The sequence below is a fragment of the Mycobacterium sp. SMC-13 genome (assembly GCF_045311035.1).
Classification (GTDB): domain Bacteria; phylum Actinomycetota; class Actinomycetes; order Mycobacteriales; family Mycobacteriaceae; genus Mycobacterium.
Map to the genome: position 1 here is coordinate 283,426 of NZ_JBJIAI010000006.1, position 15,884 is coordinate 299,309.

Below are 15,884 nucleotides of genomic sequence, written 5' to 3' on the forward strand. Positions count from 1 at the left end.
TTACTCGCCCTTGAACTCCGGCGCGCGCTTCTCGAACATCGCGGTGATGCCTTCGCTCAGATCCTTCGACGCGATGAACGCCGAGTTCCAGGCCGCGACGTACCGCAGGCTGGCCGAAACCCGTTCCGTGCGTTGCTCATCCAGTACGTCTTTGACACCGCGCACCGTCAGCGGCGGGTTCGCGGCGATCTCACGTGCGGTCTCGTGCGCGGCAGCGAGCGACGCGTCGGCGTCGGCGTAGACGTCGTTCACCAGGCCGATCTTCTCGGCGCGGGCAGCGTCGAAGTCCTTGCCCGTCAACGCCAATTCACGCAGATGACCGTCGTTCAGGATGAGCGGCAACCGGGCCAGCGAGCCCACGTCGGCGACGATGGCCAACTTCACTTCGCGCACCGAGAACTTGGCATCGGCGCTCGCGTAGCGGATGTCCACCGCCGAGATCAGGTCGACACCGCCGCCGATGCACCAGCCCTGGATCGAGGCGATGGTGGGGGTGCGGCAGTCGGCGACCGCGGTGATCGCCTGCTGCATGGCCCGCAGCGCGGTGTGGAAGTCGGCGCGTTCCTTGGCCAGCCCGCCCCCGAGCATGGGTGCCAGCATGCCGCCCATCGCGGGCAGATCCAGTCCATAGCTGAAGTTGCGGCCCGACCCGGTGAGCACGATGGCCCGCACGTCGGGGTCGGCGTCCAGGGCGGCGAAGGCCACCGGCAGCTCGGCCCAGAAGGCCGGACCCATGGCATTGCCCTTGCCCGGCCCGAGCAGCGTCACCTGTGCGACGTGGTCCTTGGTCTCAATGGAGAGCGATTCGAAGCTTCCCGAGGTTTCACCCATGATCGGCAGGCTAGCCGGTCAACCTGGGCGTAGCGTCTCGCCCATGACGATTCCGTCCGATGTGATCGAGGCCGGCGAGGCCAGTCTGGACGTGCTCGAGCGGGTGTTGGCCGGTCTCGGGCCTGACGATGCGGCGCGGCAGACGCCGTGCACCGAGTTCGATGTGGCGGCCCTCACCGATCACCTGATGAACTCGATCACGGTCATCGGCGGGATCGCCGGCGCGCAGCTGCCCGAGCGTGACGCCGCGGCGCCGATCGTCGACCAGGTCACCGCCGCAGCCCGGCCTGCTCTGGCCGCGTGGCGCAGCAGGGGGCTGGAGGGCACCGTCGCGGCGGGGCCGGGGGAGATGCCCGCCGCGCAGATCGCCGGCATCCTGCCTCTCGAATTCCTCGTCCATGCCTGGGACTACGCAACGGCCGTCGGCCGCGACGTGGACGCCCCGGAGGACCTGGCCGAGTACGTCCTCGTCATGACCAGGGCTGTGATCAGTCCCGCGGCGCGCGCGGCCGTCGGGTTCGACGACCCCGTCGAGGTACCGGCTGATGCGAGTGCACTGGATCAGCTGATCGGCTTCACCGGCCGCCGCCGCGCCACCTGACCGCGAAGTCGAGGAACAGGTCGTTCTCGTGCGGCACCGTGACGGTGACGCGCACGCCTTCCCCGCCGTAGGGCCGCACCAGCAGCTTGTTGTCGGCGGCCGCGTCGACGAAGTCGGCGGTGTCTTCCGGGCTCAACGGCAGCCAGACGAAGTTGGCCTGCGAGTCGGGCAGCTCGAACCCTGCGTCGCGCAGGGCGGCGCTGACCCGGGCCCGCTCGGCCACCACCGCGTCGGTGCGCGCCAGCAGTTCGTCGGCGGCGTCCAGGCAGGCGATGGCCGCGGCCTGGCTGACGCTGGTCGCCGTGAACGGCACGTACACCTTGCCCAGCGCGGTGACGATGTCCTCGTGTGCGACGGCGTAGCCAATCCGCAGTCCGGCCAGGCCGTAGGCCTTCGAGAAGGTGCGCAGGACGACGACGTTGGGGTGCTTGCGCACCAGCGCCAGACTGTCCGGCAGGAGGCCGTCGCGGATGTACTCGACGTACGCCTCGTCCAGGACCACCAGGATGTGCGGCGGGACCTTGGCGACGAACTCGGCCAGCTTGACCGGGTCGACGACCGTCGAGGTGGGGTTGTTGGGGTTGCAGACGAAGATCAGTCGCGTGCGGTCGGTGATCGCGGCCAGCATGGCGTCCAGATCGTGCGTGTAGTCCGTCAGCGGGACGGGCACGGGCGTCGCGCCGGCGGTGCGGACCTGCAGTGGGTAGATCTCGAAGCTGCGCCACGCGAACAGCACCTCGTCGCCGACCGAGGCGGTGATCTGGACGAGCTGCTGGCACAGGCTCACCGACCCGCAGCCCACCGAGATCTGGTTGGGCGCGAACCCGACGTAGGCCGCCAGTCGTTCACGCAGCGCCGCGTAGCCGTTGTCCGGGTAGCGGTTGATGTTGTCCATCGCTTTGACGATGGCTTCGCGGACGCTGGGCAGCGGTCCGTCGACGGTCTCGTTGCTGGCGATCTTGATGGCGCCGGGCACTGTGCGGCCGGGGGTGTAGGCAGGCAGAGCGTCCATCTCGGGGCGCAGGCGGGCGGTCACCCGGGACAGTCTAGGTGGACGGCAGATGGCGCTCTGGCGTCGCGCTTTGCCTTTGTGGGCGTTGACTGTGTACCGTATGCCCTCGGCGGTTCCGGGGTGCAAGAGTCCGGTACCCTCGGATCGTTCAGGAGGCGTGCCAGAGCGGCCGAATGGGACTCACTGCTAATGAGTTGTCCCCCTTACAGGGGACCGGAGGTTCAAATCCTCTCGCCTCCGCCACATAACTGAATAGTTGTACCCAATGCGCCCGTAGCTCAACGGATAGAGCATCTGACTACGGATCAGAAGGTTAGGGGTTCGAATCCCTTCGGGCGCACCACAAACAACAGGCCAGAAGCTCACGCTTCTGGCCTGTTGTCGTTGGCGGGTGAGTGCGGTCTCGTCAGCGCACCCTGAGGGCGCCCCTGATTGTCCCCATGACCGCCATTTCGAGTTCCTTGCGGGACGCCGGCCGGCCGATGGTGGTGTGCGTGACGAGCACGCCGAGGACGAGATGAAATATGGCCTGCGCGTCGCCATCTGGATCGCGCGATGAGACGCAGCCGGATCGGCAACCGTGTGCAATGGCCTCCCGCAGCGGCGCGACGAGTTCGTCGGACGGCGTGACGATGAGGCCTGAGCAGAACCAGTCAATCAAGGCCGCCGTGTACGACTGGATGCGTTCCAGCGGGTCCCCTGGTGCTGCCGCCTGACGCAATTGCCCTGCGGCGCTTCGTAGATCATCGTCCACCGCGACCACCGGTGGTCGACGTCGGCGAGTGGGTTCATGCGAGTGGCCTCGCGGGCATCGGTGAGATGCTTTCGCAACGCCGGCGCCCAGAACGGGACGGCGAGAACGGCGTCGCGTCGCCTTCGGTCGGCGGCGATGGCCGCTTGGCCGAGCGGATCGATCACCGGCGACCACAGCACCACGGCTCGCGGCAGCGGCAATCCACTGTCCTTCACCTCGTTGACCAGGCACGCCGCGAGATGGCCGCCGGCCGAATCGCCCGCCACCACCAGGGTGGCGGGGTCGACACCAGCTGCCAGCAGCGCGCGGTAGACGGCGACAGCGTCATCAGCCGCAGCCGGGACCGGATGTTCGGGCAACAGGCAGTAGTCGGGCACGCAGACGCGTAGTCCGCTGGCAGCAGAGATCCGCGCGGCAGTCCCGGCTGCTGCGTGTGCGGAGCCGACGAAATAGCCGCCACCATGCAGGTAGAGCACCACGCCGTCGCGGCCGGCGCCGTCTGCGGTGACCCAGGCGCAACGGACGCCGTTTTCGACGGTCGATTCGACGTCGGTGCCGCGATCGGGCCGAGGAGCGAACTGTTCGACCACGAACCGCAACGCCGCCAGTTGGATGCCGCTGGGTTCGCCGATGACGAACATCGGCCGGAAGAACATGTAGAGCAGACGCTGAACGAACTTGCTGCGACGACTCGGGCGGTGACCAGACATCCCGGCTACCGACGCGGTCCCGCCGGCAGCAACACGGCTTTGACGACATCTCCGCGTTGCGTCGCCGCGATGGCGTCGTTGATCTCGTCGAGCCCGAACGTGGTGATCAAGCGGTCGACGGGTAGCGCACCGCTGCGGTACAGGTCGATGAGCGTCGGGATGAAGCGGCGTGGCACCGCCTGGCCTTCGACGACACCGCAGAGGGTCTGACCCTTGCCGACGAGCTTCGCGAGGTCGACCTGGATGGGGGTGCTCAGGCCCTGCAGGCCGACGACGGCGCAGACGCCGGGCGACGCCAGGCTGGCGATTGCGGCGCGCGCGGATTCCGGTTTGCCGATGCAGTCGACGGCGTAGTCGACGCCGGACCGGACGGCGCTTCTGGCGTAGGCGGGATCGACGGCGTCGGTGGCGCCCAACGACACCGCAAGCTCCCGCCGTTGCGGTTTGGGGTCCACGGCGATGATCCGTTCGCAGCCGGCCACCTTCGCGGCCATGATGGCCGACAGCCCCACCGAGCCCGCGGCGAACACCGCGATCGATGAACCCGGCTCGGGGCGCAGCGCGTTCAGTACCGTGCCCGCGCCGGTCTGGACGCCGCAACCGAGGGGAGCGAGTACGTCGAACGGCACGTCCTTCGGGACGCGTACCACGGTGTGAGCGACGGCGAGAGCGTATGTGGCGAAAGAGGATTGGCCGCAGAAGCGGGCATGCACCGGCGTGGTGCCGATCCGCATGCCACCGCTGCCGTCGAGCCGGGCGCCGGTGAGGTTGAGCATGTTGGACCGCGAGCAGTACGCCATCCGGTCGCGTCTGCAGTTGGTGCACTCGCCGCACCACGCGTAGCTGAGCACGACGTGATCGCCGGGCTGGAGGTCCGTCACATCGGTCCCGACGGCCTCGATGACGCCCGCGCCTTCATGGCCGAGAACCATCGGAAGTTGTTGGGGCTGAGCCATTCCGGCGATCACGAGGTCGCTGTGACAGATGCCGACCGCCTCGATACGCACGAGAACCTCGTCGGGGCGCGGACTTTCGAGCTCGACCTGGGTGACCTCGAACGGTTGGCCCGGTGCGCGCAGGACAGCGGCGTCCGCGGTGCGGGCCGGTTCGCACGAGACGAACTCGGGATTGCGCGGCCGCTCGATGGTGTCCATCCGGGTCAGGTAGAAGTAGCCGGCCCGGCTCTGCCCCGGCGCTTCCATCGCCCCGATGAGGATGGTGTCGGAGATCTTCCGGAAATGATCCGCCATCGGCAGGTCGTGGTAGGTCATCGTGGCGGTTGCGCTGCCGCGGTAGTCCGTCAGCCGCAGGCTCGCGCCCCCGAAGATGGGGTTCACGAAACGGCGTCCCGCGTCGTCGAAGCAGACGATCGGTGCGACGTCATCGGCGGCGCCGAAGGACTTGCCGGCCCATTTGATCGCCTCCAGCTGCGCTTCGGCGGGGTGGCCCAGGCCGAACACGCCGCCCGCCCATTCGCCGAGCACATCGTCGACGCCGACGGCGGACGCGTCGTCGTACAGCGCGTCGAGCTGGTCGAGCGTCGGGGCGACGCCGCGGTCGATCAGGTCCTGGAATCGGTCGGTGAGGTTCATCGGCGGCCTTTCTTGGCGTGCTGTGGATGGTGGCCGGTTCGGGCCCGAAGTAGGAACAATGGTGTTCCTGGAACAGCGCTGTGTCAAGATTGAGATATGACGACCGTGACGCGGCCTTTCCGTGGTGTGAAGGCCGATCAGCGCGTGCAGGAACGCCGGAATCGCCTGATCGCGGCGGGCCTGGACGAAGTCGCGGAGGTGGGCGTCGCCGGGTTGCGGATGAACACCGTCTGTCGGCGGGCGCGGCTCAGCCAGCGGTACTTCTACGAGCATTTCGCGAACCGTGACGAGCTGCTCGCCGCCCTGTTCGACGACGTGATGCGGGACGTTTTCACGCAGACGCTGGCGGCCGTGGACGCCTGCGGGCCCGACATCGTCGAGCGGGCGAGCGCCGCGCTGGCCGTGTTCTACGACGTCATCATCAGCGATGTACCCAGGGCGCGGTTGTACGCCGAATCCGCCGGCGTCGCGGCTGTCGCGGCGCGCAAGCGGGTGGCAACCGATCAGTACGTCGCGTTCGTGACCGAGCAGGTGGCCGCCGTCGTCGGCCCCATGGACGACCGGACGACCGGCCGTCTGGCGATGGCGACGCGGGTACTCGTCGGCGGCCAGGTGGATGCCGCGGTCGCGCTCGCTGCCGGCGACGTCGTCATTTCCCGCGCGGACTACATCGCGCTGTGCGCGCGCATGCTCAGCGACGCCATCGCGGCCGCGGCGGGCTGACTCAGCGCGCCCGCTTGGTGGGGGCGTAGGTCTCCAGATAGGCGGTACTCATCCGTCGCACTTCATCGATGACGACCTCGTCGCCGGTCGGCGACTGTCGGAAGGCGACGTCGAGAAGTCGGTTGCCGGCTTCGAAGGTCAGCAGTACGACCAGGACCGGTGTGTCCGGATGCAACAGCTCGCGCTCGATGAGGTACCGCCAGAACTGTTCGGCCCACGCTTCGTCGGCAGCGCGGGCGGATTCGCCAACGGCAGACGTGCGTTCGACGAACCACAGCGCGATCAGGCTGCGGTGCTCACGGAAGTAGTCGACCATGGTGTCGATCAGCACGTTGATGGCGCCGCGCAGGGTGCGGGCGCGGCTGCGCTCGAGCGCAGCCGTCAGGATGTCGTCGAGCGCGGCGATATGCCGTTGCACGAGTTCGGCTTCGAGCTGATGACGGTCCGCGAAGTAGTGGTAGACCGACGCGGTCGGGATGCCGGCCAGCTCGCCGACGGCTTTGAGCGTGGCGGCCGCGTAGCCCTGCTCGCTGAGCAGCGTTTCGGCCGCGTCGAGGAGCGCCTGTGTGCGCTCCACGCCGCGGCGCTGAACTGCTGCCGGACGGGACCGTCCGGCGCTTGAAGGCGGGGTGGTGGGCATCTTTCGAGAGCATAGCCGCCTTCATTGACGGCGCCCGGCGCACTACCTAAAGTCGAACACGAATCGAATTCGCCTTTGATGGGAGCAACAATGACAGATCAATACGACGTCGCGGTGATCGGCGGTGGCTTCGCCGGCGTCATCGCGGCGCGCGACCTGAGCCTCAAAGGGCACTCGGTGGTGCTGCTCGAGGCACGCGACCGGGTCGGCGGCCGCACGTGGACCGGTCCCGGCCTGGGCCGGCAGTTGGAGTACGGGGGCACCTATGTGCACTGGACGCAGCCCAACATGTGGCAGGAACTGCAGCGGCACAACATTCCACTCCAGATCCCTGTCGTGCCCACCACGATGTACTGGATTGCCGAAGGCGCAACGCATTCGGCGTTACCCGAGGAGTACGGCGCGGCGCTCGAGCCGCTGATGAATCAGTTCTTCGCCGACGCTCGTGCTGTGTTCCCGCAACCGTTCGAAATCGGCCTCGTTGACACCAGCGCAATCGAGAAAGAGACCATTGCCGACCGGCTCAACGCACTGAATCTGCCGCCCTACGAGCATGACCTGCTCGACGGTGCCATGGCTGCGCTGGTGACGTCCTACGAAGATCACGGTGTCGCCCAGTTCCTTTCGTGCGTGGCGACATACTTCGGCAGTTGGGCGGCGTTCTTCGAGACAGCCGGCACCTGGCCCATCGAGGGCGGCACCAGAAGGCTGCTCGACGCCATCATGGCGGAGTCGACGGCGAAGGTGAGGTTGTCGACTCCGATCGCCGCAGTCGAGGACGACGGTGCCGGCGTCACCGTCACCACGCGAGACGGTCAGCGGATCCGGGCGCGTGCGGCCGTCGTCGCGGTGCCGCTGAACACCTTGGGGGACATCGCCATCACCCCCGAGGTCCCGGCGGCGTCGCGTCGCATGATCGAGGAGAAGAATCCGATCGTGGGCTCCAAAATCTGGGTGCGGGCCAAGGGCGTACTCGAGCCGTTCCAGGCCGTCGCGCCGCTGGGACAGAACCCCATCAACGCCGCACGGGTGGAGTACCACGAAGACGGCGACACGTTCATCATGTGTCTGTGCTCCACGGGCGCCGCGATCGACGCCAACGATCCCGCCGCGGTGCAGCAGGCGTTGCGGGCGTTCATTGCCGACATCGAGGTGCGCGAAACCGCCTGCCATGACTGGGTTACCGACGAATTCTCCAAGGGCGGATTCATGGTGCACCGGCCGGGACACTTCACCGGCGGTGCCGCGCAGCTGCGGGAAGCCCATGGGCGAATCCACTTCGCCGGCAGCGACATTGCCGGGGTCGAGGCCGGCGCCATCGAAGGTGCCATGGACACCGGTGCGCACGCGGCCCGGAGCATCGCTGCCGGACTGGCCGACGGCGCGTACTGACGAAGTGCAGAAACGGCCCGCGGGATGTACCCGCGGGCCGTCACTGTCTGCGAAGTGCTATGCGGTAAAAGCCTTTTCGGCCGGGATTCGCGCGGTGTGATTGTCCAGCGCGCGGTAACCGTAGTAATACACCGTCATCTGCGCCGCCCAGGTGGTCAGCGCCAGGATGTAGAAGACCGTGTGGTGCTGATCGTCGCCCGGGATGCGGTAGAAGTCGTACATTCCGGCAATGGCAGCCGCCGCGATCGTCACGGCGGCGACGGCCATCGCGTTACCTTGTGCGCCGATCCGCCACAGTCGCCAGGCGAAGTAGAACAGGAACAGCGTCGTCAGGGCGTTCATGACCACGTAGAAGATGGCCCCGGCCACGCCGAAATCCGCGGCGAACAACGACATCACGAGTCCGCCGATGACCGCGAGCCCGAACACTCCGATGTCGACGGCGATCGACGGCCGGTACCCGTGCGTGACCTTCATCAGGCCCAGGACGAGGATCACGGTGATGCCGATCGACCGCGAGAAGGCGTCGAGAAAGAACGCCGCGTGGAACATCGGACTGGTTTCGTCGGCGCCGACCAGCCCATACACCAGGAAGTTGGTGCCGGACGACGCGACGATGATCCACTCGAGGCCCAGCAGGTAGTTCTGGTAGTTCCGAATGAACTTGAAGCCGTACGTGAAACCGGCGACGATCATGAAGATGTCGGCGAGTGCGTACAACGCGGTCTTCAGATCCATGACCAGCCCCTCTAGTGCGCGCCGACGGGAAGTTCGGCGCTCGGCGTGCCGACCCGCTTCAGTGCCGAGTAGAACTGCGCCGGTTCGGCCCATTCCTCGGGCGTGAAAACCCCGGCGCGGCTGCCGGATTCGAGTGCCACCACCATGAACGCGGCGCACGCGGTGCCCGTTGCGGCCGCCATGTCGGTGAACAGATAGGTGCCTGGGCCTGCGACCGGCGTGCGGCGGCTGGCGACGGTGGGGATGCCGTCCTTGAGGCCGGTCACCTCGACCTTCAGCCCAGATTTGTACGGAAAGGTGTGGCCCGCTGCAGCTTTGGCGAGGAACGTGAGCAGCTCGAGGCGCGTCGACTCACCCGTGCGCACCAGGTCCCACATTCCCGCCAGGCCGTGGCGCCAGCCGGCGACACTGCCCACTCCGCCGGTGAGCAGGGATTCCAGGAAGTCGATGGCCTTCTCGACGGGTATCTGACCCTTCTGCACGGCCAGGCCGACGCCCCGGACCAGGCCGTTGTAGGGCGCCGGGTCCAGGCCGCCGAAACAACGAATGTTCTTGGCATCGGGGTACTTCCGCGGCAGTGTCACGGGTTCGGGATGGGCCGTCTCGTGCACCAACGTCAGGCCCAGCCCGCCGCCCAGGTCCGTCCACCGGGTCTCCAGCCAGGACTGGTGCATGACCGGTCCGCCGTTCTCCCACGTCATGCAGGGACCCGCGGCGACGCGCAGCATGTGGTCGAGCACCGCGCGACCGATCGAACCACGCTCGTCGCCGACCACCCAATAGACGTCGATGTTCTCGACGGTGTCCAGTTCGGCGGCGGCGTCGGCGGCCAGCACGTTCGTGATGCCGGGCGAGGCGCCGCAGCCGATGTACATCGGAACGCCGGCCGCCTTGGCGGCGTCGCCCAGAGTCAGTGCGTGCAAGGTGCTTTCGATGTCGTCATCGAAATCGAGGTACGGCACCCCGGCGGCCAGGCAGGCTTCCATCACCGGACCGGCGGTGCGGTTGTACGGGCCGGCGCCGAGCACGACGAGTGCCGCGCCGTCGATGGCGGTGCGCAGGCCGTCGCGGTCATACAGATCGAGCCGGGCGGCCGTCGCCAGCCCACTCGGCAGCTTCTTGATCAGCGGCTCGAGCAGTTCTGGCCGGATGTCGTAGAGCGCGAGCTCCCAGTCGCCGGCGGCTACCGCGAACCGTTCGATGGCCAGGCGACACATCTCACCGGCCGCGCCGATGAAGACGACCCGCCGTCGGGTGTTGGCCATGTTCTTCTCCTTCTGATGGGGATCGCCCTGTAATACTCAAAGCCAATATCGAATCGAAATCGAGTTTAGGTTTCGCGCGGATGCACTGTCAATGCCCGCGGTGACGTGCGCTTTCGGCGCTAGGCTGCGGATCATGTCGCCGAAGGCTGCGTCCGCCGAGAGTCTGGCGCGCCGCCGACGCGTCCTCACGGTGGCCGCCAGGATCGGTGCCGTCGTCGCCGCGTTCCTCGGGACGCTGTCGATGCTCGCCGGCGAGGCCGGCATCTGGATCGGTGGCCTCGCCGTCGTGTGCGCCCCGGTCTATCTCGCGATTCCCCGCTTGTACCGGTACGGCGAACTCGTCGCGCCGCTGACCTTCATCGGTATCGCGTACTCCTTGACGACGCTCGTGACCGTTTATGTCGGAAGAGGTTCCGGCCAGCAGCTGTACTTCCTGGTCGCCGCTTCGCTGGTGGTGCTGATCCTGGGGATCGAGCACATCGTGGTGGCATCGGCGGTGGCGGCGGTGGGTGCGGCACTCATCATCGCGCTCCAGTACCTGGTGCCCGCGGACACCGGTGTCCAGCCGCTGTGGGTCACGACTGCCGGATTCCTCATCTCGGTAATTTCCTCATGGGTGCTCGTCCTCGCGACCGTCTGGTACGCACTGCGTGAAATCAGCCGCGCGGAATCGGCTTTGGCTGCCGAATACGAGCGCTCCGAGTCGCTGCTGGCCAACATCTTGCCCTCGAAGATCGCTCAGCGGTTGAAGGATCCGCACCGCGACGTCATCGCTGACAGCTACGACGACGCCTCGGTGCTGTTCGCCGATATCGCCGGATTCACCCAGCGCGCAAGCGATACCACGCCCACCGAGTTGGTCAGGTTTCTCGATCACCTGTACACCGACCTGGACACGCTGGTCGACCGGCACGGCTTGGAGAAGATCAAGACGAGCGGCGATTCCTACATGATCGTCAGTGGGGTTCCCGAGCCGCGGCCCGACCATCTCGAGGCGCTGGCCGATCTGGCTCTCGACATGGTCGACGCGGTGGCCGAGTTGACGGACCCCAACGGCCGGCGGGTGCCACTGCGCATCGGGCTGGCGGCCGGACCGGTGGTCGCGGGTGTGGTGGGCGCACGCAAGTTCTTCTACGACGTGTGGGGGGACGCGGTCAATGTCGCGGCGCGAATGGAGACCACCGATGTCGAAGGTCGAATCCAGGTGCCGCACAACGTCTATGAGCGGCTCAAGGACGCGTTCGTGCTGGAGGAGCGGGGTGCCGTCGAGGTCAAGGGCAAGGGGGTCATGCAGACCTGGTACCTGATGGGGCGAATGTCGTCAGGTACGCGGTGAGCATGCGCCGACCCTCGTCCATGGTGGCGTCATCGCCCTTGGGGGAGCGCTGGAACGCCACGTCGAAGAGCCGATCACCGACCTCGAACATCAACTGGACGGCGAACAACGGGGTCGCTGCGGTGATGAGTTCGTGCTCGATGAGGAAGTGCCACAGCTTTTCTGCCCAGGATTCGTCGAACAACCCACCCAGCTCGGACAGTGTCGCGCTGCGGCCCGCGAACCACAGCTGCACGAATCCGGGATTCTCCCGGAAGTAGGCGAGCAGTGGGTCGATCATCGCGTCGACGCCGTCGCGCAGCGTCCGGATCTTGTTGCCGTACAGCGATGCCGCGAAGCGCTCGTCGATGACCGGGATGTGGCGCCGCACGAGCTCGGCCTCGACCTGCCTCCGGTCCGCGAAGTAGTGGTAGAGCGATGCCGTCGGGATGCCGGCATGCTCGCCGATCGCCTTGAGAGTTGCTGCGGCATAACCTTGTTCGGCGAGGATCGTCTCGGCGGAATCGAGGATCGCCTGGGTGCGTTCGATGCCGCGGCGCTGCACCGCGGTGCGAACAGCCGGCTGGCTCACCGACGAAGACTCGATCACGGATCGAGATTCTATCAGCGGCCTATGCGGCGGCCCGCTCCAATTCGTCGAGCGCCTCGCGGGAGTAGACCGCCAGGCGCTGCAGATGCGGCATGGTGTCTCGGCAGCCGACGAAGCCGAGGATGACCTTGTCGGTGTAGCCGACCAGGGTGATGTTCAGTCCGTAGCCGTCGCACAGGAAAGAGACCGGAGCGATCAATTCCAGCTGTGCGCCACCGAGGTACAGCGGTTCTCTGGTCAGGACCACGTTGGACACCGTGAGGTTGAACAACGGCGGAATCTTGGTCAGCGCACCGGTTTTCTGCCCGATCGTCAGTGGCAGCAACCCCATCAACGTGTAGTGGTTCAGGGCATTCGGTGACATCGCGAGCAGTTCCTTCTTACCGCGCGTGGTCGAGGCGTTGATCACCGCCAGCCGCTGCAACGGGTCCGATTCTGTTGTCGCCAAAGGGCAGACGAAGCCCGCGGCCGCATTCAAGGTGTCCTCGTCGCGCTCCCAGCCCACCGGCACCGAGGCGGTCAGCGTCTGCTCGGGCAGCTCGCCCTGCTCGTCGAGGTAGCGGCGCAGCGCCGCGCCACACACGGCGAGTGTCACGTCGTTGACGGTTGTCTCGGTGGCCTTGGCGATGGCCTTGAGGCGGCCCAGTTCGAGCACCTCGACCGCGAGCCGGCGCTGCGGCGTGAGGGTGGCGTTGAACGGCGCGCGCGGCGTGCCCAGCGTGGCGCCGACGTGGCTGTTGTCGCCGCCGATCATGCCGACCAGGCTCTTCACCAACTCGGCAGAACCCGCGACGCCGTCCGTCGTCCGGTTCCACAGCTCGTAGGCGACCGACGCGACCCGGTTGCGGTCGGGCACCTCGGCCTTCGGTCCGGCCTCGGACAGCGGCACGTAGCGGTCCGGCTCGGTGCTCAACCACTTCTTGATGGTGTTGATCGCGCCCATGCCGTCCACCGCACAGTGGTGGGCCTTGAAGTACATGGCGAAGCGACCGTCGGACAGGCCCTCGATGAAGTGTGCTTCCCACAGTGGCCGGCGCATGTCGAGCGGGTGCGCGTGCAGCCGGGCGACCAGGGTGCCCAGATCGGCCTCGCTTCCGGGGTACGGCAGCGCTGACAGCCGGACGTGGTACTCCGGGTCCGGGCGGACCTCGCGCCACTCGGGCAGCAGGCCGTCGACGACGGCGCTGTCGAACGGGAACGGCAGGAACGACAGTTCGGCGAATGCGTTGTACAGGGTGCGGACGTAGTCCGGCCCGGCGCCGTCGGGCAGCCGGAACGTCAGCAGGGCGCCGATGTGCATGGGCGTCCGGTCGGACTCCATCCGGTAGAACATCGTGTCGACAGCACTCAGCAACCGCATGGCAGCACTATGTCAGGCTCACCAGCTGGAATGCGGCGAAATCCGCGAGCAAGTCCACGCCCGACGCGAATTCCCGGTCCCGGTCGAACCGGGCGAGAAATGGTGCGCACGCAACCACTTCCGGGAGCGCGGAATCTTCCAGTTCGGCCTGCCGGGCAGCGATGTCGGCGGACTTTCCGCTGCCGAAGGTGGGGCCGGCGGACACCTCGCGCAGCAGCATCCCGACGACGGCGGCCACCAGGACACGGGTGAGTCGCACGGCGAGCTCGGGGGCGGCGCCGGCCCGATGCAGGATCGACAGGAGAGCCTCGACGGGCGCGAGTCCGGCGAGCGTCGTCATCTGCCGGGTCAGCACGAGCGTCGCGGCCTCCGGGTGGGCGAGGGTCACGCGCCGGAACTCGTAGGCGAGGGCCCGCAGGTCGGTCCGCAACTCGCCGGTGGGTGCCGGTGGTCGCAGCTGCCCGAGCAGATGTTCGGCGACGGCGTCCAGCAGATCGTCCTTGTCGGCGACATGGTGGTAGAGGCTCTTGGCGTCGACGCCGAGCAGGCGGCTGACGGACCGCATGCTGACCGCGGCGATGCCGTCCTGGTCGATGACGGTCAGCGCCGCTTCCCGGATCGTCGATCGCGTCAGCTGTGCCAGCGCCTTCGGCGGCCGTCCGCGGCGGGGAGTCGGGGTGGCCGCGTTCATGGCCTCATTCTGGCCCAGACCCTTGCAAATTTCCACACCGTGGGATTATTGTCATATTAATCCCACGGTGTGGAAATACTTTGCAGTTCGAGGAGGACGCCATGACGCACCGCTTCGCCATCCCTTCCGTCGAGGTGTTGCAGGCTCGCGAAAAGCTCGTCCTCGACCACTTCCACGACGAGGTCCGACAGGACTGGGACGACGTGCTGGCCACCTTCCCGCATCCGCACTACGAGATCATCCCGACGCTCACCGTCCACGACGGTGACGTCGATGTGCGTGGCTACTACCACGACACCCGCGTCGCGTTTCCCGACCAGGATCACGAGATCATCGCGCTGCGACACAGCGCTGATGCCGTGATCGTCGAATTCTGGCTCCTCGGAACGCATCTCGGCCCGCTCGGCGGCATCCCGGCGACGGGCTCGCGGCACCGCACCCGGATGACGGCCTATTTCGTGTTCGACGAGAACGAGGACCTGGTCGCCGAACGCATCTACTTCGACACGCTGACGATGCTGAAACAGCTTGTGGGAGGCCTGAATCTGCGTGACCCGCGAAACTGGCCCGCCGTCATCCGCGGACTGCGGGGGCTGCTGGCCATGTCCAGCCAACCCGATGCCCGGCTCATCGGGACGGCCCCGGCTGACCTGACATGAGGGTCCACCACCTCAACTGCGGCACCATGCATCCGCGGTTCGTGCCCGACGGATTGGTCTGCCACGTACTCCTTGTCGAAACGCCGGGCGGTCTCGTGCTTGTCGACTCCGGGTTGGGGCTGCGGGATGCCGAGTCGCCGGGCAGTCGCTTCGGCCCGGCCCGCTTCTACGTCCGCCCGGTGTTCGATCCGAACGAAGCCGCCATCAACCAAATTCGCCGCCTCGGGTTCGAGCCCAGCGACGTGCGGCACATCGTCGTGACCCACTTCGATGCCGACCACGTGGGAGGTCTGGCGGACTTCCCTTGGGCGCAGGTTCATCTCACCGATGCCGAGGCATTCGCGGCACTGCATCCGAAGACGCTCGTGGAGAAACAGCGCTACCTGCCGGCCGGTCACGCGCACGGCCCGATCCTGGTCGAGCACTCGCCCGCGGCCTCGGAGTCGTGGCGCGGCTTCCCCGGCGCCAAAGAGTTGGCCGAGATCGCTGACGGCATCGTCTTGATCAGCCTGCCCGGGCATACGCGCGGGCACGCCGCGGTGGCCGTCGACGCGGGGGACCGCTGGATTCTGCATGCCGGCGACAGCTTCTACCATCGTGGCCAGCTCGACGGCAGCAATACCGCGCCGCGGGCCCTGCGTCTGATGGAACGCTCAGTTGCCTTCGACTGGGCGAAGGTGCAGGCCAATCATCAACGGCTGAGCGAACTTTGGGCTTCGGATGAACCTGATATGTCCCTCGTCAACGCCCATGATCCGCAGCTGCTGCGGCAAGCGGTCGGCGGCTAGGCCGGTTGGGCGTCGCGATCGGCGCTTGCTCTCTCGCCTAGCGCGCAGTGACCTAGCCGCCACTTCGCGGCTCGCCCTCTGGCATGCCGGAAAGTTCGGAGCGATAGATCCGTTGCCTTTCGAACGTATGTGGCGCTCCACGGGTTTTCGTGGGCGCCTTTGCGCTGTTCAGGGGCTATTTTAGGTTGTGCGCCTGGGGTTTT

17 protein-coding genes and 2 tRNA genes are annotated in these 15,884 nt (G+C 67.0%); 8 read left to right on the plus strand and 11 right to left on the minus strand.

Features of this window, described 5'->3' with window-relative positions; all coding sequences use genetic code 11:
- Nucleotides 1-831 (minus strand): crotonase/enoyl-CoA hydratase family protein, encoded by an 831-nt coding sequence (locus tag ACJH6I_RS11910; RefSeq protein WP_212807453.1) that lies wholly within the window; start codon nt 829-831, stop codon nt 1-3.
- 43 nt (nt 832-874) lie between these two features.
- Here ACJH6I_RS11910 and ACJH6I_RS11915 point away from each other — a divergent pair, with 43 nt between their 5' ends.
- The gene (locus ACJH6I_RS11915; RefSeq protein WP_212807452.1) at nt 875-1,432 is read left to right on the plus strand and encodes a TIGR03086 family metal-binding protein; all 558 of its coding nucleotides are present in this window, start codon (nt 875-877) and stop codon (nt 1,430-1,432) included.
- Here the strand turns inward: ACJH6I_RS11915 and hisC are convergent.
- Nucleotides 1,407-2,468 carry a histidinol-phosphate transaminase gene (gene hisC / locus ACJH6I_RS11920; protein WP_212807451.1) on the minus strand — a complete coding sequence of 354 codons (1,062 nt, stop codon included), beginning with the start codon at nt 2,466-2,468 and terminating at the stop codon, nt 1,407-1,409. The two genes, ACJH6I_RS11915 and hisC, sit on opposite strands and share 26 nt — an antisense overlap.
- Before the next feature lie 127 nt (nt 2,469-2,595).
- Between hisC and ACJH6I_RS11925 the strand changes: the two genes are divergently transcribed.
- Nucleotides 2,596-2,687, plus strand: a tRNA-Ser gene (locus ACJH6I_RS11925).
- A 24-nt stretch (nt 2,688-2,711) separates the two neighbouring features.
- Nucleotides 2,712-2,787: transfer RNA gene (locus ACJH6I_RS11930), tRNA-Arg, on the plus strand.
- 63 nt (nt 2,788-2,850) lie between these two features.
- On the opposite strand, the gene ACJH6I_RS11935 is transcribed toward ACJH6I_RS11930, so the two are convergent.
- Genes ACJH6I_RS11935 through ACJH6I_RS11945 form a run of 3 tightly spaced genes read right to left on the minus strand, consistent with a single transcriptional unit; the run spans nt 2,851 to nt 5,500 of the window.
- Complete coding sequence (locus tag ACJH6I_RS11935) at nt 2,851-3,105, minus strand: hypothetical protein (RefSeq protein WP_406784095.1); 255 nt, start codon at nt 3,103-3,105, stop codon at nt 2,851-2,853.
- Entirely contained in the window at nt 3,102-3,908 is an 807-nt protein-coding gene (locus tag ACJH6I_RS11940) for an alpha/beta hydrolase (RefSeq protein ID WP_406784096.1), read from the minus strand. The genes ACJH6I_RS11935 and ACJH6I_RS11940 overlap by 4 nt, the downstream gene beginning before the upstream one ends.
- A gap of 5 nt (nt 3,909-3,913) precedes the next feature.
- A complete protein-coding gene (locus ACJH6I_RS11945; RefSeq protein ID WP_406784097.1) occupies nt 3,914-5,500 on the minus strand; it encodes an alcohol dehydrogenase catalytic domain-containing protein in 1,587 nt (528 codons plus the stop codon).
- A 96-nt stretch (nt 5,501-5,596) separates the two neighbouring features.
- On the opposite strand from ACJH6I_RS11945, the gene ACJH6I_RS11950 reads away from it, so the two are divergent.
- Nucleotides 5,597-6,223 (plus strand): TetR/AcrR family transcriptional regulator, encoded by a 627-nt coding sequence (locus tag ACJH6I_RS11950; RefSeq protein WP_406784098.1) that lies wholly within the window; start codon nt 5,597-5,599, stop codon nt 6,221-6,223.
- A gap of 1 nt (nt 6,224) precedes the next feature.
- On the opposite strand, the gene ACJH6I_RS11955 is transcribed toward ACJH6I_RS11950, so the two are convergent.
- A complete protein-coding gene (locus ACJH6I_RS11955; RefSeq protein ID WP_406784099.1) occupies nt 6,225-6,863 on the minus strand; it encodes a TetR/AcrR family transcriptional regulator in 639 nt (212 codons plus the stop codon).
- Between the two features lie 90 nt (nt 6,864-6,953).
- Between ACJH6I_RS11955 and ACJH6I_RS11960 the strand changes: the two genes are divergently transcribed.
- Nucleotides 6,954-8,255: a flavin monoamine oxidase family protein gene (locus ACJH6I_RS11960; RefSeq protein ID WP_406784100.1), complete on the plus strand. Its 1,302-nt coding sequence runs from the start codon at nt 6,954-6,956 to the stop codon at nt 8,253-8,255.
- A 57-nt stretch (nt 8,256-8,312) separates the two neighbouring features.
- On the opposite strand, the gene ACJH6I_RS11965 is transcribed toward ACJH6I_RS11960, so the two are convergent.
- On the minus strand, nt 8,313-8,993 hold the full coding sequence (locus tag ACJH6I_RS11965; RefSeq protein ID WP_406784101.1) for a transporter: 681 nt from the start codon (nt 8,991-8,993) through the stop codon (nt 8,313-8,315).
- An 11-nt stretch (nt 8,994-9,004) separates the two neighbouring features.
- On the minus strand, nt 9,005-10,258 hold the full coding sequence (locus ACJH6I_RS11970) for a saccharopine dehydrogenase family protein (RefSeq protein WP_406784102.1): 1,254 nt from the start codon (nt 10,256-10,258) through the stop codon (nt 9,005-9,007).
- Between the two features lie 133 nt (nt 10,259-10,391).
- On the opposite strand from ACJH6I_RS11970, the gene ACJH6I_RS11975 reads away from it, so the two are divergent.
- A complete protein-coding gene (locus ACJH6I_RS11975; RefSeq protein WP_406784103.1) occupies nt 10,392-11,594 on the plus strand; it encodes an adenylate/guanylate cyclase domain-containing protein in 1,203 nt (400 codons plus the stop codon).
- Here ACJH6I_RS11975 and ACJH6I_RS11980 read toward each other — a convergent pair.
- The 3 genes from ACJH6I_RS11980 to ACJH6I_RS11990 are packed head-to-tail and all read right to left on the minus strand — an operon-like array spanning nt 11,545 to nt 14,234.
- Nucleotides 11,545-12,183 (minus strand): TetR/AcrR family transcriptional regulator, encoded by a 639-nt coding sequence (locus tag ACJH6I_RS11980; RefSeq protein WP_406784104.1) that lies wholly within the window; start codon nt 12,181-12,183, stop codon nt 11,545-11,547. The two genes, ACJH6I_RS11975 and ACJH6I_RS11980, sit on opposite strands and share 50 nt — an antisense overlap.
- A 22-nt stretch (nt 12,184-12,205) precedes the next feature.
- Nucleotides 12,206-13,543 (minus strand): wax ester/triacylglycerol synthase family O-acyltransferase, encoded by a 1,338-nt coding sequence (locus tag ACJH6I_RS11985; protein WP_318983950.1) that lies wholly within the window; start codon nt 13,541-13,543, stop codon nt 12,206-12,208.
- Between the two features lie 7 nt (nt 13,544-13,550).
- Entirely contained in the window at nt 13,551-14,234 is a 684-nt protein-coding gene (locus ACJH6I_RS11990; protein WP_406784105.1) for a TetR/AcrR family transcriptional regulator, read from the minus strand.
- 101 nt (nt 14,235-14,335) lie between these two features.
- Between ACJH6I_RS11990 and ACJH6I_RS11995 the strand changes: the two genes are divergently transcribed.
- Nucleotides 14,336-14,893, plus strand: coding sequence for an ester cyclase (locus tag ACJH6I_RS11995; protein WP_406784106.1), 558 nt, complete (start codon nt 14,336-14,338; stop codon nt 14,891-14,893).
- Nucleotides 14,890-15,681, plus strand: coding sequence for an MBL fold metallo-hydrolase (locus ACJH6I_RS12000; protein WP_406784107.1), 792 nt, complete (start codon nt 14,890-14,892; stop codon nt 15,679-15,681). The genes ACJH6I_RS11995 and ACJH6I_RS12000 overlap by 4 nt, the downstream gene beginning before the upstream one ends.
- Nucleotides 15,682-15,884 lie beyond the last annotated feature (203 nt).